The organism is Pseudomonas putida (assembly GCF_025905425.1).
GTDB classification, from domain to species: Bacteria; Pseudomonadota; Gammaproteobacteria; order Pseudomonadales; family Pseudomonadaceae; genus Aquipseudomonas; species Aquipseudomonas putida_AF.
The window spans coordinates 2,169,010-2,192,710 of sequence record NZ_CP109603.1 but is presented as its reverse complement, the minus strand read 5'-3'; the positions used below and the strand labels follow the sequence as shown (position 1 = coordinate 2,192,710).

The 23,701-nt window shown below is 62.2% G+C and carries 19 protein-coding genes; 9 read left to right on the top strand and 10 right to left on the bottom strand.

Annotation, left to right across the window (positions count from 1 at the left end):
* Positions 1 to 76 precede the first annotated feature (76 nt).
* The gene (locus OGV19_RS09885; RefSeq protein ID WP_264313223.1) at positions 77 to 1,132 is read left to right on the top strand and encodes a tetratricopeptide repeat protein; all 1,056 of its coding nucleotides are present in this window, start codon (positions 77 to 79) and stop codon (positions 1,130 to 1,132) included.
* Positions 1,133 to 1,238: 106 nt separating this feature from the next.
* Positions 1,239 to 2,843 (top strand): response regulator, encoded by a 1,605-nt coding sequence (locus OGV19_RS09880; RefSeq protein WP_264313222.1) that lies wholly within the window; start codon positions 1,239 to 1,241, stop codon positions 2,841 to 2,843.
* Positions 2,844 to 2,849: 6 nt separating this feature from the next.
* Here OGV19_RS09880 and OGV19_RS09875 read toward each other — a convergent pair whose 3' ends face one another.
* Positions 2,850 to 4,916: a PAS domain-containing hybrid sensor histidine kinase/response regulator family protein gene (locus OGV19_RS09875; protein WP_264313221.1), complete on the bottom strand. Its 2,067-nt coding sequence runs from the start codon at positions 4,914 to 4,916 to the stop codon at positions 2,850 to 2,852.
* 157 nt (positions 4,917 to 5,073) lie between these two features.
* Here OGV19_RS09875 and OGV19_RS09870 point away from each other — a divergent pair, with 157 nt between their 5' ends.
* Both OGV19_RS09870 and OGV19_RS09865 read left to right on the top strand, forming a co-directional pair.
* A complete protein-coding gene (locus OGV19_RS09870; protein WP_264313220.1) occupies positions 5,074 to 5,760 on the top strand; it encodes a type 1 glutamine amidotransferase domain-containing protein in 687 nt (228 codons plus the stop codon).
* Positions 5,761 to 5,893: 133 nt separating this feature from the next.
* Positions 5,894 to 6,700, top strand: coding sequence for a CSS-motif domain-containing protein (locus OGV19_RS09865; protein WP_264313219.1), 807 nt, complete (start codon positions 5,894 to 5,896; stop codon positions 6,698 to 6,700).
* Between the two features lie 18 nt (positions 6,701 to 6,718).
* Here OGV19_RS09865 and hppD read toward each other — a convergent pair whose 3' ends face one another.
* Positions 6,719 to 7,795 carry a 4-hydroxyphenylpyruvate dioxygenase gene (gene hppD, locus OGV19_RS09860; protein WP_264313218.1) on the bottom strand — a complete coding sequence of 359 codons (1,077 nt, stop codon included), beginning with the start codon at positions 7,793 to 7,795 and terminating at the stop codon, positions 6,719 to 6,721.
* A gap of 300 nt (positions 7,796 to 8,095) precedes the next feature.
* Between hppD and OGV19_RS09855 the strand changes: the two genes are divergently transcribed.
* Together OGV19_RS09855 and rarD are read left to right on the top strand one after the other, a co-directional pair.
* Entirely contained in the window at positions 8,096 to 9,682 is a 1,587-nt protein-coding gene (locus tag OGV19_RS09855) for an EAL domain-containing protein (protein ID WP_264313217.1), read from the top strand.
* A gap of 33 nt (positions 9,683 to 9,715) precedes the next feature.
* Entirely contained in the window at positions 9,716 to 10,603 is an 888-nt protein-coding gene (gene rarD / locus OGV19_RS09850) for an EamA family transporter RarD (RefSeq protein WP_264313216.1), read from the top strand.
* On the opposite strand, the gene OGV19_RS09845 is transcribed toward rarD, so the two are convergent.
* Positions 10,566 to 12,137 (bottom strand): TerC family protein, encoded by a 1,572-nt coding sequence (locus OGV19_RS09845; RefSeq protein ID WP_264313215.1) that lies wholly within the window; start codon positions 12,135 to 12,137, stop codon positions 10,566 to 10,568. The genes rarD and OGV19_RS09845 overlap by 38 nt on opposite strands.
* 250 nt (positions 12,138 to 12,387) lie before the next feature.
* Here OGV19_RS09845 and OGV19_RS09840 point away from each other — a divergent pair, with 250 nt between their 5' ends.
* Entirely contained in the window at positions 12,388 to 12,969 is a 582-nt protein-coding gene (locus OGV19_RS09840) for a LysE family translocator (protein ID WP_264313214.1), read from the top strand.
* Here the strand turns inward: OGV19_RS09840 and OGV19_RS09835 are convergent.
* The 5 genes from OGV19_RS09835 to OGV19_RS09815 form a co-directional block, all read right to left on the bottom strand.
* Complete coding sequence (locus OGV19_RS09835; protein WP_264313213.1) at positions 12,954 to 13,730, bottom strand: AraC family transcriptional regulator; 777 nt, start codon at positions 13,728 to 13,730, stop codon at positions 12,954 to 12,956. The genes OGV19_RS09840 and OGV19_RS09835 overlap by 16 nt on opposite strands.
* Before the next feature lie 10 nt (positions 13,731 to 13,740).
* Positions 13,741 to 14,283: a helix-turn-helix domain-containing protein gene (locus OGV19_RS09830; RefSeq protein WP_264313212.1), complete on the bottom strand. Its 543-nt coding sequence runs from the start codon at positions 14,281 to 14,283 to the stop codon at positions 13,741 to 13,743.
* Positions 14,284 to 14,380: 97 nt separating this feature from the next.
* Positions 14,381 to 15,799 carry a short-chain fatty acid transporter gene (locus tag OGV19_RS09825; protein ID WP_264313211.1) on the bottom strand — a complete coding sequence of 473 codons (1,419 nt, stop codon included), beginning with the start codon at positions 15,797 to 15,799 and terminating at the stop codon, positions 14,381 to 14,383.
* A 136-nt stretch (positions 15,800 to 15,935) separates the two neighbouring features.
* Entirely contained in the window at positions 15,936 to 16,592 is a 657-nt protein-coding gene (locus OGV19_RS09820) for a CoA transferase subunit B (RefSeq protein ID WP_264313210.1), read from the bottom strand.
* Positions 16,593 to 16,627: 35 nt separating this feature from the next.
* The gene (locus OGV19_RS09815) at positions 16,628 to 17,326 is read right to left on the bottom strand and encodes a CoA transferase subunit A (RefSeq protein ID WP_264313209.1); all 699 of its coding nucleotides are present in this window, start codon (positions 17,324 to 17,326) and stop codon (positions 16,628 to 16,630) included.
* A 140-nt stretch (positions 17,327 to 17,466) separates the two neighbouring features.
* On the opposite strand from OGV19_RS09815, the gene OGV19_RS09810 reads away from it, so the two are divergent.
* Both OGV19_RS09810 and OGV19_RS09805 read left to right on the top strand, forming a co-directional pair.
* Positions 17,467 to 18,372, top strand: coding sequence for a LysR family transcriptional regulator (locus OGV19_RS09810; RefSeq protein WP_264313208.1), 906 nt, complete (start codon positions 17,467 to 17,469; stop codon positions 18,370 to 18,372).
* Positions 18,360 to 19,181, top strand: coding sequence for an aldo/keto reductase (locus OGV19_RS09805; protein ID WP_264313207.1), 822 nt, complete (start codon positions 18,360 to 18,362; stop codon positions 19,179 to 19,181). The genes OGV19_RS09810 and OGV19_RS09805 overlap by 13 nt, the downstream gene beginning before the upstream one ends.
* A gap of 16 nt (positions 19,182 to 19,197) precedes the next feature.
* Here OGV19_RS09805 and OGV19_RS09800 read toward each other — a convergent pair whose 3' ends face one another.
* Together OGV19_RS09800 and OGV19_RS09795 are read right to left on the bottom strand one after the other, a co-directional pair.
* Entirely contained in the window at positions 19,198 to 22,278 is a 3,081-nt protein-coding gene (locus tag OGV19_RS09800; protein WP_264313206.1) for an error-prone DNA polymerase, read from the bottom strand.
* Positions 22,275 to 23,693 carry a Y-family DNA polymerase gene (locus tag OGV19_RS09795; RefSeq protein ID WP_264313205.1) on the bottom strand — a complete coding sequence of 473 codons (1,419 nt, stop codon included), beginning with the start codon at positions 23,691 to 23,693 and terminating at the stop codon, positions 22,275 to 22,277. The genes OGV19_RS09800 and OGV19_RS09795 overlap by 4 nt, the downstream gene beginning before the upstream one ends.
* Positions 23,694 to 23,701 lie beyond the last annotated feature (8 nt).

Below are 23,701 nucleotides of genomic sequence, written 5' to 3'. Positions count from 1 at the left end.
ACAGCCGTAGACCGGCGGTTGCATTTGCCCCTTGGCTGGCCCAAGCTTTGCCCTTCCTGCCGCCACGGACCGTCCGATGCCCAGACGCAACCGCTACCTGATCGCCTTGCTGCTGCTGATTCTGCTGGTGTTCATGATCGGCTACCTGCAGCGGGACGACCAACCGGCACCCGCCACGCTGCCCGCGCACAGTTACGCCAAGGCCCTGCGCCAGGCCCATGAAGGCTTGCCAGGTGCTGCGCGGGTGCTGTACCAGCAGTTGCAACGTAACGACCTGGCGCCCATTCGCCGCGCGGCCCTCTATGCCGAGCTGCCCAATTACCCCTCCCCTCAGGCGCTGAAGCTCGCGCGCCTGGACCTGGAGCATGCAGACCCGCTGGTGCGCCGTGCCGCCATCGCCGGCATTCGTCGCTTGCTCCCTGCCGCACAACGCAGCCTGGTGCTGGGCCCCCTGCTGGATGACGCGGAGCAGAGTGTACGCTTCGCTGCCGTAGACGCCCTGCTGGGCCTCGACCCGGACGCCATCGGCCTGTATTTCGGCCCCTTGCAGTCAGCCCTTGAGCAGTATCAGCAGGCGCTGGAACAGCAACCGGACGACGCCGACGCCCAGGTTCACCTGGCGCGCCTGTACCTGCACGAAAACGACTACACCCAGGCCGCCACCGCCTTGCAACGAGCCCTGACGGTGGCACCGGGCAATCTGGACGCCCTGGCAACCCAGGTACGCCTGCTGGAACGCCAAGGTCATCTTGACGCCTCTCGGCAGGTGCTGGCCAAGGCCTTGCTCCTGAGCCCCGACTCTGCCTTTTTGCAATACGAACTGGGGCTCTGGCTCAATCGTCACGAACAGCGCGAATACGCGCTGCTCGCCGTGGCGCGCGCCGTGGAGCTGGAGCCGGACAACGCCGACTACCGCTACACCCTGGCCATGACCCTGCATGAACTCGAACAGGTCGATGCCGCGCAGCGCCAGCTGGAAACCGTGCTCAGTCGACAACCGGCCGATCGCCGGGCACGGCTGTTGCTGATTCAGTACTGGAAAGAAACCGGCCAATTGCAGAACGTCCAGGTGCTGCTCGCCGAGCTTGAGCGGCAGAACCCGGACGATCCGGTGCTTCAACAGGGGTTGTAGCCCTGCTGAGGTGAATTGTTGAACCCTCGTTCACACCCTGTGGTCCAGAGATTATCTGGGGGCAAGGCCCGGTACGGGTCCTGCCCATCACCACAGGAGCGTCACTTTGGCCAGTACGCTAGCGCTGGACGAACGTGCCTTGATACTGGCACCCCCACAACTTGCTGCGGACACCGCTCGTTTGTTGGCGACCCTTGGCATCGAGAGCCTGTGCGCCCTTGACGACGCCAACCTGCAGGCCTGCCTGAGCGAAGGCGCGGCGCTGGCGATCATTGCCGAGCAAACCTTCAGCAACGGGCCCAGCGCGCCTTTACAAGGTTTTATCGACCAACAGCCAAGCTGGTCGGACCTGCCCATCTTGTTGATCATGGATGCCCCTTCGACGGCCGCCGGTTCCTCCCACCCTCCCCAAGGCAACTTGATGCAGTTGCTCTGCCCGCTCGATGACAATCAAGTGTTGCAACTGATTCGCATCGCGCAACGCAACCGTCGACATCAATACCTGGCACGCGATCAACTGTCAGCACTGCAACAGCGGATGGACGCCCGCAGCCAGGATCAACACAGCACCGAGATCACCCGCACGCAGATCCGCAAAATGGAAGCCGTAGGCCAGTTGGCCGGTGGCGTTGCCCATGACTTCAACAACCTGCTGACCAGCATCGGTGGCAGTTTCGAACTGATCGAACGGCGCTTGAAGCAGGGCCGCAGCGATAGCCTGGAAGGCATTTTGCGCATGGGCCAGGAGGCGGTGTCGCGCGCTGGGCGGTTAACCCATCGCCTGCTGGCATTTTCCAGCAGGCAGTCCTTGCACAGCCAGCGCGTGGACTTGCGCGCGCTGCTGGAAGCGAAGCGCAAGAGCGTCAACCTGAGCCAGGCGGTGACGCTGCAACTGCACGCCCCCGCCGACCTCTGGCCAGTGGAGGCCGACGACGGGCAGCTGCAGGAAGCCCTCGACAATCTGCTGCTCAATGCCTGCGAAGCCATGCCCACCGGCGGCCTTTTACGCATTGAGGCGAGTAACCAGCAGATCGAGGCTCAGCAGTTCGCCGGTGGCGCCCTGAGCAGCGGTGAATACCTGCGCCTGAGCGTCATCGATGACGGCCAGGGCATGTCGCAGAGCACCCTGGAACACGCTTTCGAACCGTTTTTCAGCACCAAACCCGTCGGCCAGGGCATCGGCCTCGGCCTGTCCATGGTGTATGGCTTTAGCAAGCAGTCGCATGGGCATGTCACCCTCCACAGCACGATCGGCCATGGCACACAGGTCGATCTGTATTTGCCGCGACACATTGGCCAAGCCAGGCCCGAGCCCCCGCCCGCCGGGCCTGCGCAGGAGAGCAAAGGCCATCAGGTACTGGTGGTTGAAGACGACCCTGATGTTCGTCAATTGCTCTGTCAGGCGCTTTGCGAAGACGGTTTCCCTTGCCAAACTGCCGCCAACGCCAGTGAAGCGCTTCAGGTGCTACGTTCAGCGCTAAGGATCGACCTGCTGGTCAGCGATGTCGGCCTGCCCGGCATGAATGGGCGGCAACTGGCGGAGATCGCGCGCACTCTGCACCCGCAGTTGCCGGTGCTGTTCATCACCGGCTACGCGGAAACGGCCATAGCGCGGGAAGGATTTCTGGGCGCGGGGATGCACTTGATCTGCAAGCCGTTCGAACTCAAGCAGTTGCAGGCGCAAGTGACGCAGATCCTTGGCAAGCCCTGAGCCGCCTCAATTGGCCAGCATGTCCAGGGCCCGGCCTGCCAACTGCTCTAGCGCAAACGGCTTGAGCATCAACGCGGTGCCGGGCTGATCAAACAGTTGGGCTTCGATGGGCTGATTGGTAAACCCTGTGATGAACAGAATCTTCTGCGTGGGCTTGAGCATACGCATTGCCTTGGCCACTTGCCGACCGCTGAAACCACCCGGCAAGCCGATATCAGTGATCACAAGGTCAAAATGCCCATCATGGCGAAACCGATCCAGTGCGGCATTGGCATCTGAAACATCAGTCACGGCAAAACCACGCTCGCTGAGAAACTCACGCATCAACGAGCGCAGGTTGAGCTCATCATCGATCAACAGCAGGCGCTCACCTTGCGCCCGTCCGGTAGTCGGCACACAGACCGGCGGATCTGCCGGTATCGGTGCGTGGCTGCGCGGAAACAGCATGGAGACTTTTGTTCCTTGGCCTGGGGTCGATTCGATCCAGACATAGCCACCCGACTGCCCGACAAAGCCGTAGACCATCGGCAGGCCGAGCCCCGAGCCCCTCCCCAAGGGTTTGCTGGTAAAAAAGGGTTCGAAGGCCCGGGCGAGCTCTGCAGCCGACATCCCATGGCCATTATCTTGCACATGCAATGCCACGTAGTCGCCAGGCGGTAGCCCGCTCTCATCCGGAAAATGCGCAGTCAAGCGTTCATTCACCGTACGGATCGAGACGCTACCACGGTCAAGGCAGGCCTCACGGGCATTCGCGCAAAGGTTGATCAAGGCATTTTCAAACTGGGTTACGTCGACGCTGACTGCCCACGGCGTAACATCCAGTTGCCAATGCAGGCTCATTTCCGCGCCCAGCGCCTGCAGCAACAACGGCTCGATCAAGGACAGTTGCCGATTGACATTCAGTGGCTTTGGATCGAGGGGCTGATGGCTAGAAAACGCCAACATCCGGTGGGTCAGGTTCATGGCGCGCTGCACCGAATCGCGCGCGAGCTCGACATAGGTCTCCAAGCGCTCAAGACGCCCCTGCAGCAGACGACGCTGCAACAATTCAAGGCTGCCACCGATACCTGACAGCAGGTTGTTCATTTCATGCGCCATCCCGCCCGCCAATTGGCCAATGACTTCCAGGCGTTCACTGTTGCGCAACAGTGCCTCGGATTGACGGGTGGCTTCTTCGCGATCCGCGGTGATGTCGCGGCCTACGGCTGTCAGCAAGTTGCCATCGAATTTGGCGGTCCAGCGAAACCAGCGATAGTGGCCATCCTGGTGACGCAGGCGGATATCGATCTGCTCGGCATCCTTGTCCTGCACGAAACCTGAAACCGCCACCTGCACTTCAGCTCGATCCGCCGGGTGGATCAGCTCCAGTATCGGCATGCCCTGCGCCACATCCTCAGCCCAGCCCAGGGCTCGGTGCCAGGCCGGATTGGCAGCCTGCAGCGCCAGGTCACGGGTGATGATCATCATGACATCGCGCGACAATCGCCAGATCTGTTCACGGTCGGCCAAGTAGCGTTCAAGCTGCTTTTCAAAGATTACCGCCTGTTCGCGCCAATGATGATGCGCCTCGACGCTGGCCGTGGTTTCGATGACCGTGTGAAGAAAGCCTGCAACGCAGCCCTGCTCGTCGCGAATCGGTGAGTAGCCAAAGGCACACCATAGTGGCTCTCTGTTCTTGCCACATTCAATGCGCAGTGGCGGGTCCTCGACAAAGCTCGATCGCCCTTCGAGGGCCTTGAACACCCAGGGCCCCATCTCATGCCAGGCATCGCTCCAGCGCGCGTCGAACGCCTGCCCCATTGCATCCTGGCCATCGCAGTGCAGCATCCGATAGGCATCGTTATGAACCACGCTCAGGTCCGGCCCCCACACCACCGCACACGGAAAGGGCGACAACAGCATCATGTCGATGGCAATCCGCAGCGAGGCCTGCCAACGAGGCAACGGCCCGAGCGAGGTGCGCGCCCAATCGAATTGGGCTATGCGCTCGCCCATGGGGTCTACCGTAGACGTGTTCGACGTCAGCAAGGTGACCTGCGGCGCAGGATCGCGTGGGGTGCGGTGTGCGACCAATCTTGTGACTCCAATAGCGGGTGGGTGGCGACGATGTTCACGTTAGCACAGCATGGGCAGCATTTATGGCGTACCGCCATGCTGCAGCTATGCTGATTAGGTTTTCCACTGAGCCATGGAATAACGGTCCCCTTAGGCTGGCGATGGGAGTGTGGTCATGAGCAAGAAGATGCTGGTAGTGCTGACCAATACGGCCAAGTACCCGAAACTCAAACGGGCAACCGGGCTGTGGTTGGGCGAGGCCGTGCATTTTGTCGCGAAAGTTGAGAAGGCAGGTTACGAAGTCGACTATGTCAGCCCCCTGGGCGGGTACGTACCTGTCGACCCGCACAGCCTGCAGCTGGCCCCCGACCTTGACTGGCAGTGGTACGACGACAAGCGGTTCATGAGCCGCCTGGGCGCAACGTTGAGCCCAGGGCAGGTCAAGGCCGACGAGTACAGCGTGATTTATTACACCGGCGGGCATGGCGTGATGTACGACTTTGTCGATAACAAACCGATTCAAGACCTCGCACGCAGGATCTATGAGAACAAAGGCATTGTCGCGGCTGTCTGCCACGGTGTTGTCGGCCTTTTGAACATCAAGCTAAGTGACAACAGCTTGCTGGTCAAAGACCGTCAGGTCACTGGTTTTTCCACTATCGAGGAGCAACTGGTTGAGCTGGACAAGGTAGTGCCTTTTCTTACCGAAAATGAGCTGGTTGCCCGTGGCGGTATTTACAGCAAGCACGATGAGCCATGGGAACCTTTCGTCGTCGACGATGATCGCCTGATTACTGGGCAGAACCCTGCATCCACAGGCACCCTCGCCGATAAGGTACTCACGAGGCTCAAGGCAAAGTGACAACTTACGACTGATTACTCTGTTTCCCGAAGTTCAGGCCGTACTCGGACTACATCCTGCATGCCTTTCAATACATAGGCTCTCAGGTCATCTGCCCACCACGGGCAGCCTCAGACTGGAGAGCAATGGCCCTATGTCGAAAATCATGCATGCCGGACGCAGTTTGCTGGAGTTGTTGCTCATCATGGCGATCGGGCTGGTACCGGTGGTTTCCGGTTTGCTGGTAATGGTGTTTCAACTGGAAAAAAAACTGGAGGAAAATGCCCAGGTCTCGGTTCAGGAAGCCGTGTTCACCATCGACAAGGTGCTGGACCGCATGCACCGCACCGCAATGCTTGCCCAGCCTTTTGCAGGGAAGACGTGCGCAGAAGCCCTGAGCGCATTGCACGACCAGGTGGCCCGTGACCCCTTGCTACGTTCGTTGACCCTGGTGCAGGACCAGGAAGCGTACTGCAGCACCCACACGGAATCGCTGGAGCACCTGTCATCCTTTGCCCAATCCCGGCAGGATGTTGAACTGGCATTCGACTCGCCCGTGCTTCCCAACGCGCTGGTTACCCACTTTCAAGACCCGGACAGCAATCCAGGAGTGATTGTGACGGGCTATGCCACGGAGCTTCGCAATGAGTTGCGTGCGTTTCAGGATGGCTTGATGCTGCTTCTGGAGTTCGGCGACCAGTACATCTGGAGCCATGGAGACAGTCGCGACCCACAGCGGCCTTCACAGTCCGAGTATGCGCAAAGGGCGGTCTCCGCCAAGTATGGGTACGCCGTCAGGGGCGGCTACGGTCAAGGCTACACCGCACAGGAAATCCGCCAGTCGGCGCTGCAGATTCTTCCTTCTCTGGTGCTGGTAGGGATCGCGACCGGCTCGATCATCTACTGGGGCTTGTTCCGGGCCCGGGGCAACAGGCGTGGCACCGCCGCCAACAAGGCATGACGGCGGTACCCGAACACATCAATCGGTGCTCAACACGCCCCGACGAACCTGGTCCCGTTCGATGGATTCGAACAGCGCCTTGAAGTTACCCTCGCCAAAGCCATCATCGCCCTTGCGCTGGATGAACTCGAAGAACACCGGCCCGAGCAAGGTCTCCGAGAAGATCTGCAGCAGCAAGCGCTTGTCGCCCTGCTCTGAAGCACCGTCGAGCAGGATGCCGCGCGCTTGCAACTGGTCGACCGGCTCACCGTGACCGGGCAGGCGCTCTTCGAGCATTTCGTAGTAGGTTTGCGGCGGCGGGGTCATGAAGCGCATGCCGATGCCCTTCAGGGCGTCCCAGGTCTTGAGCAGGTCATCGGTCAGGAAGGCCACGTGCTGGATGCCCTCGCCGTTGAACTGCATGAGGAACTCTTCGATCTGCCCGGCGCCCTTGGACGACTCTTCGTTGAGCGGGATGCGAATCATACCGTCGGGTGCGGTCATGGCACGCGAGGTCAGGCCGGTGTATTCACCCTTGATGTCGAAGTAGCGGATTTCGCGGAAGTTGAACAGCTTCTCGTAGAAACCAGCCCAGTAGGACATGCGCCCACGGTAAACGTTATGGGTCAGGTGATCGATGATCTTGAGGCCTGCACCGACGGGGTTGCGATCCACGCCTTCGATGAAGTTGAAATCGATGTCGTAGATCGAGCTGCCTTCCTCGAAGCGGTCGATCAGGTACAGCGGCGCGCCACCGATACCCTTGATCGCTGGCAGGCGCAGCTCCATCGGGCCGGTTTCGATCTCTACCGGCTGTGCGCCGAGCTCCAGGGCACGGGCATAGGCCTCATGGGCATTGCGTACGCGAAACGCCATGCCACACACCGACGGGCCGTGTTCGGCGGCAAAGTACGAGGCAATGCTCTTGGGTTCGTTGTTCAGAATCAGGTTGATGCCGCCCTGACGATACAAGTGCACGTCTTTGGAGCGATGGGTGGCGACCTTGGTAAAACCGAGTATCTGGAAGACCGGTTCGAGCACGCCCGGTGTCGGCGATGCCAGCTCGATGAACTCGAAGCCCATCAGGCCCATTGGATTTTCGAAAATATCTGCCATGTTCATGTCCTCATCTACAGCGAAAAATTAGTGATTTCCGGGGATGCAGAACACAAAAGGCGGTGAGCACGGGATGCCGCGCACGCTACGAGCGAGGAAGTCACCAATGATCAGTTTGAACCCATGGTTTGTCATATGGACCCATTCTCGGCGGGCTTGATTCTCCGGATGTGGAGAACCTTATTGTTGTATTCGTAACCGGATTCTACATTGCGTAAATTGCTTTGTCGCGCTTTAGTTCGCCACCCTCCCCGACAAGCGGCTATTCTCTGCACGTTATCTTCATCAGATTAGGCCAGTATGCCCCTTACCCGTAAACGCCGCGCCGGCTGGAGTTGGCGCAACCTGCTCCCTTTGGCGATCGGGGTACTCCCGGTGGCCTGCGGCCTGGGGGTCATGAATTGGCAGATCGACCGTGAGCTGCGTGCCGACAGCCATGCCACCACCGCTCAGGTGATTGCCCATGTCGAACGCATACTCGACACAGCGTCCAATACCGCACAAGCACTGCTGCCGTTGGCGGGCAGCCCATGCGAGCAGGTGCAACTGGCCCTGCGCGGCCAGGTCACACGTAACGCGTTCGTGCGGTCCACCAACCTGTTCCAGCACAACACGCTGTATTGTTCCTCGCTGTTCGGTGAGTTCGATGAGGCCGTCGACGCCGGCGACTACGCCAGCGGCACGCTGTGGTTGATGGATGGCAACTCGGTAACGCCGGGCCATGCCCTGCTGGTGTATCGGGCCAGCGACGGCGATCGCGGTGCGATCAGCACCGTGGATGGCGACCACTTGCTCACGGCGCTGCGGCTTATCGGCCCGGATGAAACACTGCAGATCCGCGTTGGCAACAACTGGATGGGCAAGGACGGTGTCGTCCACGAAGGCTCACCGCCCACGGCGGCGACTGCCGCGGTGATGCTGAGCTCGACGCGTTACCCGTTCAGCGTGTACGGCGGCTATGGCGCCGACAAGCAAGGCCAACTGCTGCTCAACCACTACCCCGCCCTGCTCAGCCTGCTGCTGATACTCGGTGCGGTGGCCGGGGTTGCGTGCCATTGGCAGGTCCGCCGTGCCACCTCGCCACGCGCCGAACTGCAGCGGGCCCTGGAGGCCGACGAGTTTCTACCGTACTTCCAGCCCGTGGTACGCAAGGGTGATTACCACTGGGCCGGTGCCGAAGTGCTGATGCGCTGGAACCACCCCCGTGAAGGCCTGGTGCGCCCCGACCTGTTCATCCCCTACGCCGAACACAGCGGCCAGATCGTCGCCATGACCCGCGCGCTGATGCTGCATACCGCGCAGAGCCTGGCGCCGTATGCCGCGCTGCTCGAGGACGGTTTCCATATTGGCATCAACATCACCGCTGACCATTGCCGCGACCTGAGCCTGCTCGACGACTGCCGGACCTTTCTTCAGCATTTCCCGCCAGGCCGGGTGGCGCTGACCCTGGAGTTGACCGAGCGCAAGCTGATCGAAGCCACCCCGGTAACCCTGGAGCTGTTTGAAAAACTGCATGAGATGGGCGTGATGATTGCCCTCGACGATTTCGGCACCGGCCAGTCGAGCCTCAACTACTTGCGTCAATTCAAGGTCGACTACCTGAAGATCGACCAGAGTTTCGTCGCCATGATCGGCGGCGACGCACTGTCGCTGCACATCCTCGACACCATCATCGAGCTGTCGGGCAAACTGGGCCTGGGCATCGTCGCCGAAGGCGTCGAAACCGAGACCCAACGCGACTATCTGGCCCGGCACGGTGTGGACTTTCAACAAGGCTACCTGTTCGCCAAGCCCATGCCGCCGGACGCCTTTCTCGAAGCGTTGGCCGCTCGCCCTGGTGTCTCGCGGTTGCCGCAGGACGCGCCCCCTGAGATCATGCGCGGCTGATCCAGCCGCTCAACTCCCCTAATCGAGGCACTCGTGTCAAAAGGTATCCTTTCATCGGTCATGGCGTCCTGCTTGTTTGCCGTGATGTACTTCTATACCTCCCTGCTCACGCCGCTCGATGGCGAAGAGATCTTTGGCTGGCGCACGCTGTTGACGCTGCCCTGCCTCACCCTGTTCATGCTTGCCTCGAAGGACTGGAAACGGGTCGGCGAGCTGCTGGCGCGGGTACGACGCACCCCGGTGCTGCTGCTGGGGATGGTCGGTACGTCCTGGCTGATGGGGGTGCAACTGTGGCTGTTCCTGTGGGCGCCGCTGCACGGGCGCAGCCTGGAGGTGTCGATGGGTTACTTCCTGCTGCCGCTGACCATGGTATTGACCGGGCGCCTGGTCTACGGTGAGCGCCTGTCCCACCTGCAGAAGGTGGCCGTGTGCTGCGCCGCGCTGGGCGTCGGGCACGAGCTCTACCAGCATGGCAGCTTCGCCTGGGAAACCCTGGTGGTGATGATCGGTTACCCAATCTACTTCGTGCTGCGCCGACGCTGCCGCACCGACCATCTGGGTGGCCTGTGGTGCGACATGTGCCTGCTGTTGCCGTGGGCCCTGTACTTCGTGATCCAGGGGCCGTTGTCACCTGCTGACCTGCAGGCCCACCCTGGCCTTTACGCCTTGATCCCAGTACTGGGGGCAATCAGTGCTTCTGCCCTGATCGCCTACGTGCTGGCCAGCCGTCTGTTGCCGTTCAGCCTGTTTGGCCTGCTCAGCTACGTCGAGCCGGTATTGCTGGTGGGCGTGGCCCTGTTGCTGGGTGAAAGCATCGGCCCGGATCAGTGGCTGACCTACCTGCCGATCTGGGCCGCAGTGCTGGTGTTGGTGGTCGAAGGTTTCAAGCACCTGCTGCGTCAGCGTCGCCGTTCGGTATAAGCCGCACCTGGCGCACCCGCCGTTCTTCGACAGCCTCCACGGTCATGATCCAGCCATTCCAGGCCAGGCGATCCCCTACCACCGGCAGGCGATCCAGCAAGCTCATCACCAGGCCCGCGAGGGTCTGGTAGTCCTCGGTGGCGCGGGCGCTGAAGCCGGTACGCGCCTGGAGCTGGCTGAGGTTCAGGGCGCCGCTGACGACAAAACCATTACCTTCTTCAACGATCCCTGGGCCCTCTACCTCGCTTGCATCCGGCAGTTCGCCGGCAATCGACTCAAGGATATCGGTCATGGTCAAAAGGCCGGTGAAATCACCGAACTCGTTGACCACGAAGGCGATATGGGTCGATTGACCGCGCATCTGTTCAAGCGCGTTGAGGATGCTGAAGCTTTCCAGCAGATTCAACGGGGCCCGCGCCATGCGCTCCAGATCTGGCTGGCTACCCGACAGCAACTCCTTGAGCAGCTCCTTCTTGTGCACGAAACCCAGTGGCTCATCGATGCGGCCATCGCGGATCAGCGGCAGGCGCGAGTAAGGCGAGTTGGCCAAGGCCTCGGAAATGGCCGCGGCCGGTTGCGCAAGGTCGATCACATCGACTTCGGCACGCGCGGTCATCACCGTACGGATCGGGCGCTCGGCAAGGTTAAGCACGCCACTGATCATCACCCGCTCACGGCGGTCGAACAGCACCTCTTCACCCCCACCTTCGACTAGGTCGGCGATTTCCTCGCCCACCTCGTCGGCCTCGACCCGACGGCCACCCAGCAGGCGTAGCACCGCATGGGCAGTGCGCTCACGCAGTGGCCGGTGCTGCTGCAGGCTGCGCTTGCGGCGCGCGCGGGCCAGCTGGTTGAACACCTCGATCAGAATCGAGAAGCCGATGGCCGCGTATAGGTAGCCTTTCGGAATATGGAAACCCAGACCTTCGGCAGTCAAGCTGAAACCGATCATCATCAAGAAGCCCAGGCACAGCATGATCACGGTCGGGTGGGCGTTGACGAAGCGGGTCAGCGGCTTGCTGGCGACAATCATGATGCCGATCGAGAAGATCACCGCGATCATCATGATCGACAGCTGCTCGACCATGCCCACCGCCGTGATCACGGCGTCCAGCGAGAACACCGCATCGAGCACGACGATCTGCGCAACGATTGGCCAGAACGCCGCGTGGCGTACCGCACCGCTGGCCTGGGTGACATGCCCTTCAAGCCGCTCGTGCAGCTCCACGGTGGCCTTGAACAGCAGGAAGACACCACCGAACAGCATGATCAGGTCACGGCCCGAGAAGCTCTTGCCGAACACCTCGATCAGCGGCGCGGTGAGTGTCACCATCCACGAGATACTCGCCAACAGGCCCAAGCGCATGATCAGCGCCAAGCTCAAGCCGATGATCCGCGCGCGGTCGCGCTGATGGGGCGGCAACTTGTCGGCCAGGATGGCGATGAACACCAGGTTGTCGATACCCAGCACCAGCTCGAGGACGATAAGCGTCAACAGGCCTAGCCAGGCCGTGGGGTCGGCTAGCCATTCCATTAGCGGGTACTCACAAGGGAAGCGTCACGAGGACAGGTGAAGGATGGCCAGGAAGGCCGGAAACTGGGGGGCTCCGCGAAGCTGCTCATAGTTACCTGAATAGAAATTGGGTAAGCGATCCTACAATCACAGCAGGTTTTTCGGACAGCGAGAAACTATTGCAAAACCTGTAACAGGGGACTTTCATTCAATACGGCTGACGCCCTGCGCCTGAAGATTAGCGTCAACTTCCACCACCTGGATTGCCCTCATGAGTCTGTCTCTTTCCATGGCCGCTTTCGCCCTGGCGGCCTCGATCTCCCCTGGCCCGGTCAACATCGTCGCCCTGGGCAGCGGTGCCCGCCATGGCCTGCGCGCCAGCCTGTGGCATGTAACCGGTGCAACCCTTGGTTTCTGCCTGCTGCTGGTACTGGTCGGGCTGGGCCTGCATGAACTGTTGTTGCGCTGGCCGCTGCTGGGCGTGCTGCTGCACTGGGGTGGGGTGGCTTTTTTGCTGTACATGGCCTGGAAACTGGCCAGCGACGATGGCCGGCTAAGTAGCGAGGATCAACAGAATGCGCCCTCGGCCTGGCACGGCGCGGCGATGCAATGGCTCAACCCCAAGGCGTGGTTGGCGGCGGTGGCGGGTGTCGGTGCCTATACCGGCGGCGAACAGCAACTGCTGTGGCTGTTCACCTGGATCTATGGGCCGATCTGTTTTGTCTCGGTGGCCAGCTGGGCCTGGGCAGGCAGCGTGATTCGTCAGTACCTTGGCAACCCTGGGCATATGCGCTTGTTGAACCGGGGGCTGGCCGTATTGCTGGTGGGTAGCGCGGTTTACCTGCTGCGATAATGTCCAGGCGTCGCTGCCAGGTGCCGCTTGAAGGCACGTTGCAGGTGCGCCTGGTCGGCGAACCCCGCGTCCAGCGCCGCGTCGGCAATCGACCGGCCTTGACGCAATTGCGTACGGGCATGCTGCACACGCTGGTCAAGCAAGTAGTCGTGGGGCGTCAAACCAAAACGCTGGCGAAACGCGCGAATCAGGTAGGAGCGGGATAAACCGCAGGCGTCGCAGATGTCTTCAAGGCTTAGCGGGTCGGTACGGTGCGCACGGATGAAGGCTGCGGCAGCCTCCAGCCCCGCGTGGTCCGGCACAGCCACACTCGGCGCATCCTCCAGCAAACCAGGCAGTGAGGCATAGAACGCTGCAAGCCTGCCTTCGCGATCAGGCAGGTCGTCGTCGAACAGGTCTGCAAATACCTGAAGCAAGCGCTTGTAGAGTACCGGCGAGGTGCTGCATGTCTGCGCCGGCAACTGAAAACCCAGCGCCTGCAACCACGGCAGGTCGACGAACATCATCAGGTAGGACCACGCTTGCCCCTCGATGGGGTTGCAGGTGTGCACCACCCCAGGGTTCATCAGCACCGTGGTGCCAGCGCTGACGTCGACACGGCTGCCGCCGCTCAGGTAGGTGCTGCGCCCACCGGTGATGACGCCGATGGAAAAGCTCTCATGGGAATGGGCGGCGTAGCACACCTGGCGCCCGTCCCCTACGCGCCGGGCCTCGACGAAGGGCAATGCCGGATCACGCCAGAACCGCGACACTTCGATCATCGCCCTGACCTCACTCGCCGTCGTCGTGCACCACAACCAGCAACTGCGCCGGCTGCGGCCCGACCGAACGTAGCCGGTGCGGGGTCTGGGCGTTGAAGTGCAAGGCGTCACCCTGCTCCAGCAGCACCCGCTCGTTCATGAAATCCACCTCCACCAGCCCTGCATGAACGAACAAAAACTCCTCGCCCTGGTGTTCCTTGAACGTCGGGTCGCTGAACTCGGTAGGCGGCTGGATCAGGAACGGCAACAGACTGCGCTGCCCCACCTGGCTGGTGAGCGCCGCATATCCTGGCCCCTGGCCGTCGCCCACCAGGGCCTGGCGCTCACCCTGACGCACCAGGCTGTAACGGCTCTGCGCGGTGTGCTCCTCCGCGAACAGTTCTTCGACGTTCACGTTCAGCGCGCGCGCCAACTTCAACGCCGCAGCGATCGACGGCGTGTTCAGGCCGCGCTCGACCTTGGACAGGTAGCTTTTGGTCATACCGGTTTTTTCGGCCAGCACTTCCAGGGTGAGCCCCAGTTTCTTTCTTAACAGTTTCAATCGGATAGACATGTGACGCAGGTTTCCCAGGCGAAGGCAGGTGCAAGGTTCGCGCACACCGATGATACGTGGACTGCACGCGAAATGCTGGCCGAGACCTGGCAAATTCTCAAGGCATCACGGGCGGCACATACTGCAAGGTGGTACCCAACGCCCACAGCAACACCAGCACCAACGGCGCATGCACCAGCAACTGCACGAACGAGAAGCCGATCAGGTCGCGCGCCTTGAGCCCCAGCACGCCCAGCAATGGCAACATGTAGAACGGGTTGATCAGGTTCGGCAGCGCCTCAGCGGCGTTGTAGATCTGCACCGCCCAGCCCAGGTGGTATTGCAAGTCATTGGCCACCAGCATCACATACGGCGCCTCGATGATCCACTTGCCACCGCCCGAGGGGATGAAGAAGCCCAGTACTGCCGAATACACGCCCATTAGCACCGCGTAGGTGTCGTGGGAGGCAATCTGCACGAAGAAGGTGGAAATGTGATGGGCCAATGTCTGCTCATCCACGCCCTTGACCTGGGTAAGGATCGCCGCGATCGAGCCATACAAAGGGAACTGGATCAGCACCCCGGTAGTGGTCGGCACGGCACGGGTCACGGCATCCAGGAAGCTGCGCGGGCGCCAGTGCAGCAAGGCACCCAGCATGATGAACAGGAAGTTGTAGGTGTTCAGCCCGGAGATGGCGGTGATAGCAGGCTTGGTTGCGAACTCCTGGTACAGCCAGCCACCGGCCAGGGCCACCAGCAGCAAGGTCAGGATCGGGCTGTACTCCAGCCACTCGCCGGGCCGGCTGCGCTGGGCAGGTGTTGGCGCGGTAAAGCTTGGGTCAACACCGCATTGTTGCGCGGTACGCGCGCTGTTCGGGCCTGGCGCGGTGGCATAGGCAACCACCAGCGATACGATCACCAGCGCCGCCAGCATGACGCCGGACTGCCAGAGGAAGATGGTCTCGGTGAACGGAATCACCCCCGTGATCGACAGGATCGACGGTGGCAAGCTGGCCGGGTTGGCCTGCAGTTGCGCCGCTGAAGACGAAAGGCCCAGCGCCCATACCGCGCCAAGGCCCAGGTATGCGGCAGCGCCGGCAGCGCGGTAGTCCATTTTCAGGTCCGTGCGCCGTGCCAGGGCGCGCACCAGCAGGCCACCGAACACCAGCGACAGGCCCCAGTTGAGCAACGAAGCCAGCATCGAGATCAGCGCCACCCAGCACACGGCCGAGCGGCCGTTTTTGGGGATGCGTGCCAAGCGGTCGATCAGCCGCGCGGCAGGCGGCGAACTGGCCACCACATAGCCGCCGATGACCACAAACGCCATCTGCATGGTGAACGGGATCAGGCTCCAGAAGCCATCGCCGAACGCCTTGGCGGTGTCGGTCGGCTTGGCACCCATGGCCAGCGCACCCACGCACACCAGCACCACAGCAAGGGCGGCGAATACCCAGGAATCAGGGAACCAGCGTTCGGCCCAGTTGGAGCAGCGCAGGGCAAAGCGGGCGGAGCGGCTGTCTTGGATTTCAGCGGCCACAGTCAACTTCCTTTTATTGGTTTTATCGGACGGATCTTGAAGCAACAGCAAAACCCTGTGGAAGCGGGCTTGCCCGCGAATGCGTCGGCATTCGCGGGCAAGCCCGCTTCCACAGGGTCGGTGGTCACAGCAGGGGTTAGAAGGTCATTTCTTTCACATCATCCGGCACGATCAGCTTGCCAGCGGTCTTCTCGATGATTTCTTCAACGCTCACCCCCGGCGCTGTCTCGCGCAGGATGAACGCGCCATCGTCGATTTCCAGGTAGGCAAGGTCAGTCAGCACCTTGCGGATGCAGCCGGCACCGGTCAGCGGCAGGCTGCAGCGCGGCAGCAGTTTGGACTCGCCGTCCTTGGACGCGTGGGTCATGGTGACAATGATGTTGTCGGCTCCGGCCACCAGGTCCATGGCGCCGCCCATGCCCTTGACCAGCTTGCCGGGGATCATCCACGAGGCGATGTTGCCGTGCACATCCACTTCAAAGGCGCCGAGCACCGTGAGGTCGACGTGGCCGCCTCGGATCATGGCGAACGACTGCGCCGAATCGAAGATCGAGGCGCCACGGCGGGCGGTGACAGTCTGCTTGCCGGCGTTGATCATGTCGGCATCGATCGTGCTCTCAGTAGGGAATTCGCCCATGCCGAGCAAGCCGTTCTCCGACTGCAACATCACATCCATGTCGGCAGGTACGTAGTTGGCCACCAGGGTCGGAATACCAATACCCAGGTTGACGTAGTAGCCGTCCTTCAGTTCACGGGCGACGCGTTGCGCCATCTGTTCGCGGGTCAGTGCCATGGTCAGGATCTCTTTGTTGTTCTGAAGGATGGCGCTCAGGCCTTGACGGTGCGCTTTTCGATACGCTTTTCGAAGGTACCGACAATCACGCGGTCAACGAAAATACCGGGGGTGTGGATCTCGCTGGGCAGCAGCACGCCCGGTTCGACGATCTCTTCCACTTCGACCACGGTGATCTTGCCGGCAGTGGCCGCCAGCGGGTTGAAGTTTTGCGCAGTGTTGCGGTACACCACGTTGCCGTAGTGGTCGGCCTTCCAGCCCTTGACGATGGCGAAGTCACCGGTGATGGATTCTTCGAGAATGTAGTGGCGGCCCTTGAATTCTCGCACCTCCTTGCCATCGGCGACCGGGGTGCCGTAGCCGGTAGCTGTGTAGAAGGCCGGGATGCCGGCGCCGCCAGCGCGCATTTTCTCGGCGAGGGTACCTTGGGGCGTGAGTTCGACTTCCAGTTCGCCACTGAGCAACTGACGTTCGAATTCGGCGTTCTCGCCAACGTAGGAGGCGATCATCTTGCGAATCTGCCGGTCTTCCAGCAGTACACCCAGGCCGAAACCATCGACACCGCAGTTGTTGGAGACCACGGTCAGGCCTTTGACGCCACGACGCTTGATCTCGCTGATGAGGTTCTCTGGAATGCCGCACAGGCCAAAGCCACCGGCCAGTACCGTCATATCATCGGTCAGGCCGTCGAGGGCCTCTTCATACGTTGCTACGCGCTTGTCCAGTCCGGCCATGTTGATCCGCCTTTTGTAGTTGTTGAACCGACGAGGCTGTCGGTGAGCGTGTGGGCACATCTTCACCTTAGACGACTGATTTGTTAATTTTGTTTTCATCATCGATTGATAACTTTTTTAAAACAACTGTCGAGCCTGTCATGAACGTCAAGCAACTGCGCGCCTTCGTCGCCGTGGCCAAGTACCAGAGCTTCGCCCAGGCCGGCGAGCATCTGCACGTCTCACAACCGGCGTTGAGCCTGACCATCAAGGCCCTGGAAGAAAACCTTGGCGGCGCCCTGCTCAGCCGCACCACCCGCAGCGTCAGCTTGACTGCCGAAGGTGAAGTGCTGCTGCCACTGGCTCGGCGCCTGCTGGCCGACTGGGACGACACCGAAGAAATGCTGCGCCAGCGTTTCACCCTGCAACTTGGCCGCGTTTCGGTGGCGGCCATACCGGCCTTTGCAGGCAACCTGCTGCCGCACTCGCTCAAGGTGTTTCGCCAACGCTACCCGAAGGTCAACGTCACCGTGCACGACGTGATTAACGAGCAGGTACAGGAACTGGTGCGCCACCGTCGCGTCGAACTGGGCATCGGCTTCGAACCGGACAACACCGATGGCCTGGACTTCTACCCGCTCTACATGGACCGCTTCGTCGCCGTGGTGCCCGCCGACTCGCCACTGGCCGTGTTGCCTCAGGTCAGTTGGACGCAATTGCTGGCCGAAGACTTCATCGCCTTGCAGCGCCCGTCGGCGGTTCGCCTGTTGATGGAACAGAACGTCGCGGCCAGCCATGGCAAGCTTGCGGTGGCGTTCGAGAGCCATCAATTGTCGACCGTCGGCCGTATGGTCGCCAGTGGCCTGGGCGTCAGCGCGGTACCGGCACTGTGCATCAACCAGATGCAGGAGCTCGGCGCCCGCTGCGTGCCCCTGGTCGAGCCAGCGGTCGAGCGGCGCATGGGTGTGATTGCCCTCAGCGAACACAAGCTGTCCACCGCAGCGCAAGCGCTGCTTGAGGTACTGCTTGCCCATACCCAGATCCCGGAGGTGACATGCGATACGTGAAACTGGCAGGTTCAAGCGTTCCGACCATTGGCCAGGGCACCTGGTACATGGGTGAAGACCCCGGCCGCCGGGCGGCTGAGGTTTCTGCCCTGCAACAGGGTATCGAGCTGGGCTTGAGCCTGATCGATACCGCTGAAATGTATGCCGAGGGCGGCGCGGAGGAAGTGGTTGGCCAGGCCATCGCCGGGCGCCGCGATCAGGTATTTTTGGTCAGCAAGGTCTACCCGCACAATGCCAGCACGCGAGGCATACCTGCGGCCTGCGAGCGTAGCCTCAAGCGCCTGGACACCGACTGCATCGACCTGTACCTGCTGCACTGGCGTGGCCAGTACCCACTGGAGGAAACGGTCGAGGCATTCGAGCGCCTGCGCGAGCAAGGCAAGATCAAGCGCTGGGGAGTGTCCAACTTCGACGTCGATGATTTGCGCGAGCTGCACAACCCCGATTGCGCCACCAATCAGGTGCTGTACAACCCGGCGCAACGCGGCATCGAATTCGACCTGCTGCCGTGGAGCCAGAAGCGCGCCTTGCCGACCATGGCGTATTGCCCATTGGCCCAGGCCGGGCGGTTGCTGCAGCATCCGGTGCTGGCTGAAATCGCCGAGCGCCATGGCGCCACACCGGCCCAGGTGAGCCTGGCATGGGTAACCCGTGACGATGGCGTGATTGCCATTCCCAAGGCGGTAGCGCCGGAGCATGTGCGGCTGAATGCGGCGTCAGGCTTGTTGACCCTGAGCAGCGAGGACCTACGGGCCATCGACCGGGTGTTCCCGGCGCCCACCCGCAAGCAGCGGTTGGCGATGGTCTGAATCTGCCCCGGTGGGGTTAGTGAAAATCCCGGCTCCGCACATCCAGCCCCTGTAGCAAGGGGCTGACATCTTCCAACCGCCGCGCAATCAGGTGGCGCACGCCATTCTCCTGCTCCAGCCGCCCACTCACCTTGAGCAATTGCGCCCCCACCAACGCCCGCCGCTGCCGTTCGGCCAAGTCACGCCACACCACCACATTGACCATGCCGTACTCATCCTCCAAGGTCACGAACGTGACTCCACTGGCGGTCTGCGGGCGTTGCCTGCCCACTACCAGCCCCGCCACGGCAATGCTGTCGCCATGCTCGACAGCCGAGAGCTCGTGCGAACTGCGACAGCCCAACGCGCGCAAGCGTGGGCGTAGCAGTGTCAACGGGTGTGGCCCAAGCGTGGTCCCCAAGGTCTGATAATCGGTGACAAGGTCTTCACCCACGGTCGGCGCGGGTAGATCCACCGCCGCCTCCGGTAACGCTTCTACTTCCGCGAACAAGGGCAGTTGCGGTTGTACGGCCGCCACCTGCCAGCGCGCCTGGTGGCGGTCACGCGCCAGGGCCTTCAGTGCCCCGGCATCGGCCAGACGTGCTCGGGCGCGGTGGTCGAGCCCTGCTCGCAGGCACAAATCCTCGACATCGCGCCACGGCCGTTGCGCCCTCGCCTGCTCCAGGCGCCGGGCATCGACTTCGGCAAAGCCACGGATCTGCCGCAACCCCAGGCGTATGGCCAGGTCACGTTCAGCTACCGGCTCAAGTGTGCAATCCCATTCACTGTGAAACACGTCCACCGGCCGTACCTCGACACCCTGGCGCCTGGCCTCTTGCAGCAGTTGGTCCGGGCTGTAGAAGCCCATGGGCCAACTGTTGACCAACGCGCAGGTAAAAATGGCCGGCTCATGGCATTTGAGCCAACTGCTCGCATAGCACAGCAAGGCGAAACTGGCCGCATGGGATTCCGGGAAGCCATAGCTGCCAAAGCCCTTGATCTGTTCGAAGATGCGCTCGGCGAACGCCAATTCGTAACCATTGCGCAGCATGCCCTGTATCAGCCGTTCACGGTGCGGCTCCAACCCACCATGGCGTTTCCAGGCGGCCATGCTGCGGCGTAGCTGGTCGGCCTCGCCTGGGCTGTAGTCTGCAGCCACCATGGCCAGTTCCATCACCTGCTCCTGAAACAGCGGCACACCCAGGGTACGCTCGAATACGTCCTGCAATTTAGGCGAAGGGTACGTGACCGGTTCCTGCTTCAGACGCCGGCGCAAATACGGGTGCACCATGTCGCCCTGGATCGGCCCGGGGCGTACGATGGCCACCTCGATGACCAGGTCGTAGAACGTGTTGGGCTTGAGCCGAGGCAACATGGCCATCTGCGCCCGTGATTCGATCTGGAACACACCCATGGTCTCGGCACGGCTGATCATCGCGTAGGTGGCCGGGTCCTCGGCCGGAATGCTCGCCAACGTCAGGTGCCTGCCTCGGTGGCGCTGCAGCAGGTCGAAGCAGCGGCGCAAGGCGCTGAGCATGCCCAGGGCCAGCACATCGACCTTGAGCAGCCCGACCATGTCCAGGTCGTCCTTGTCCCACTGGATCACGGTGCGGTCTTGCATCGCGGCGTTTTCCACCGGCACCAGTTGATCCAGCGGTTGCTGCGAAATGACGAAGCCGCCGGGGTGTTGCGACAGGTGCCGGGGAAAGCCGATCAGCTCACCGGCCAGAATCAGCACCCGCCGCAATGACGGGCTGCTGGCCTCGAAACCGGCCTCGGCCAGGCGTTGCGCATCGGGGATGCGGTCACTCCAGCGGCCACAGCACTTGGCCAGTGCATCCACCTGATCGGCCGGCAGCCCCAGTACCCGCGCCACATCACGCACCGCACCGGCAGCATGGTAGGTGTTGACCACGGCAGTGAGTGCGGCCCGATGCCGACCGTAACGACGAAACACATACTGAATGACCTCCTCGCGGCGGTCGTGCTCGAAATCCACATCGATGTCGGGCGGCTCGTTGCGCTCGCGTGACAGGAAACGCTCGAACAGCAAGCGATGCTCCATGGGGTCAAGTTCGGTGATCCCCAGCACGAAGCACACCACCGAGTTGGCTGCCGAGCCCCGCCCCTGGCAGAGAATCTGCTGGCTGCGAGCATAAGCGACAATATCGTGTACGGTCAGGAAGTAGCTTTCGTAGGCCAGCTCCTCGATCAGCGCCAGCTCCCTTGCCAGCACCTCGCGCACCTTGTCGCTCGGCCCCCCCGGCCAACGCATCGGCAAGCCGCGCTCGCACAGCTCACGCAGCCAGCTCGCGGGCGTGTGGTTTTCAGGCACCAGTTCGCGCGGGTACTGGTATTTCAGTTCGCTCAAATCGAAACGGCAGCGCTGGGCGATGATCAACGTCTCGGCCAGCAGGTCGTCCGGGTAGAGCGCCTGCAACTGCTCCTGGGTACGCAGGTGACGCTCGCCATTGGCGAACAGGTAGCGCCCGGCCTGAGCCACCTGACAATGCTGGCGGATCGCGGTCATGCAATCCTGCAGGGCGCGACGACCGCGTACATGCATGTGCACGTCGCCGCAGGCCACGGCGCGAATACCCACCTTGCCCGCCAGCTCGCGAAGCTTGCCAAGGCGTACGTCGTCGTCACTGCCACGGTGCAGGTGCACCGCCAGCCACAACCGCTCGGCGAACACGGAGTGCAGCCACCGGCCTGGCGCAGGGTCGTCGGTGTCCTCGGCGACCCACAGCGCCAGCAACCCTTGATGATGCTGATGCAGGTCATCGGCGAACACGTGGTACTCGCCCTTTTCCGCCCGCCGACGGGCGCGGGTAATCAGTGCGCACAGGCTCTGGTAGCCCGTGAGGTTTTCCACCAGCAGCACGAGCTTGGGGCCATCCTGCAAGCGTATTTCGCTGCCGACGATCAGTTGCAGTTGATGCGCCTTGGCGGCCTGCCAGGCGCGGACGATACCGGCCAAGGTGCATTCATCGGTGATCGCCAAGGCTTGATAACCCTGCTCGCGGGCACGCCGGAACAGCTCATCGGCACTCGATGCACCGCGCTGGAAGCTGAAGTTCGACAGGCAATGCAACTCGGCATACCCGGGCGTAATCATGCGAACCAGCCTTGCAGCCACAGGGGGCCTGGCTGGCTGAGGTCGCGATAGGCCCAGCCGCGCAGGCCCTCGCGGGTTTCGATGCGGTAATAGTCGCGGCGCACGTCGCCACCGTCCCACCACCCGGACTCGATGCGCTCGGCCTGCCCCAACAAGCGGTGGCCAGCCTCCTCCAGCGCCAGGGGGGCCGGCAGCAGCCAGCCGGGACGGCTACCCGGCATCACCGGCAGGCTGCCTTGTGCGCCCTGCTCCGCCGTTTGCCAGGCGCACTCGGGGCGATGGTCGGCCTCGGCGCTCAACCCCTTTACTGCTTCATCGCCCAACCGCGCGCGCAACCGTTCACGCAACTGTTCCCAGGGCTGCGCTTGCTGAGCACGGGGGTCGAACAGCGCCTGGTGCTGGGGCACGAAGGGTGGCAGGTCATCGGCGACCAACCGCAGATTGCGCACGGGGGCGCGAATTTGCAGCGGTTCCAGGCGCCCTTTTGCCAACTCGAAGAGCATGGCTGGGTCACGCTCTGCCGCCAGCAGGCCAACCTTGAGCAGCGTGTCCGCCCCCTCGGCATGCTCCAGGTGCAGACAAAAACGTTGCACGCCACAATCGCGCCCGGCCAGGAACGCGCCCAGGTCGTTGAGCATTCTGCGCAGCGGAAACAGCAGGGCCTGGTGCGACTCAACGTCGAAGTTCAACTCCAGGCGTGCTTCGAAGCAGTCCGGTGGCTGATAGAAATCCAGCCCCAGGCTGCGCAGGCCGAGCAATTGGTCCAGGTGCAGCTGGACCTGGGCAGAAAAGCGTTTGGCCAGGGCATCACGAGGCAACGCCATGACCTGGCCAAGCTGGCGCAACCCCATCCGGGCAAAGGCCTCGGCGGCCTCCTGAGGCAGCCCGACACGGTCGATGGGCATGCGCGCCAGCACCGCGCGCGTCTGTTCGGCACAGGTCACTGCCAAGCCATCGTGGCCGTTGGCGAGCATGCGTGCCGCCACTGGGTTACTGGCCAGCACGATGCGCTGACGCAAGCCCAGCTCGCTGAGTTCCTGACGCAAGCGTGCCTCGAACAGCGGCCAGGGGCCAAACAATTGCAGGCTGGAGCCTACTTCCAGCAGCAGCGCCCTTGGGTAATGCAGGCTCACCTGCGCGCTGAAGCGGTAGGCCCAGGCCGCCAGTAGCTGTTGCAACTGTTCGATGCGGTTGGCATCGGCCTCTGTGCACGTGAAACCATCGGCCAAGGCGCGCGCCGTGGTCAGGGTTTGCCCGGCACGCAGGCCAAGTGCAGCGGCAGCGGGGTTGACCGCCTGCACGACACGGCGCTGCGTTGGGCCGCCAATCAGCACCAGTGGCGTATCAGGGTTGTCACGCTCGCGCAGGACGGTGTCCAGCGCCAGCTGTGGCAGCAGAATGCAAGCCCAGAGCATGATGCATC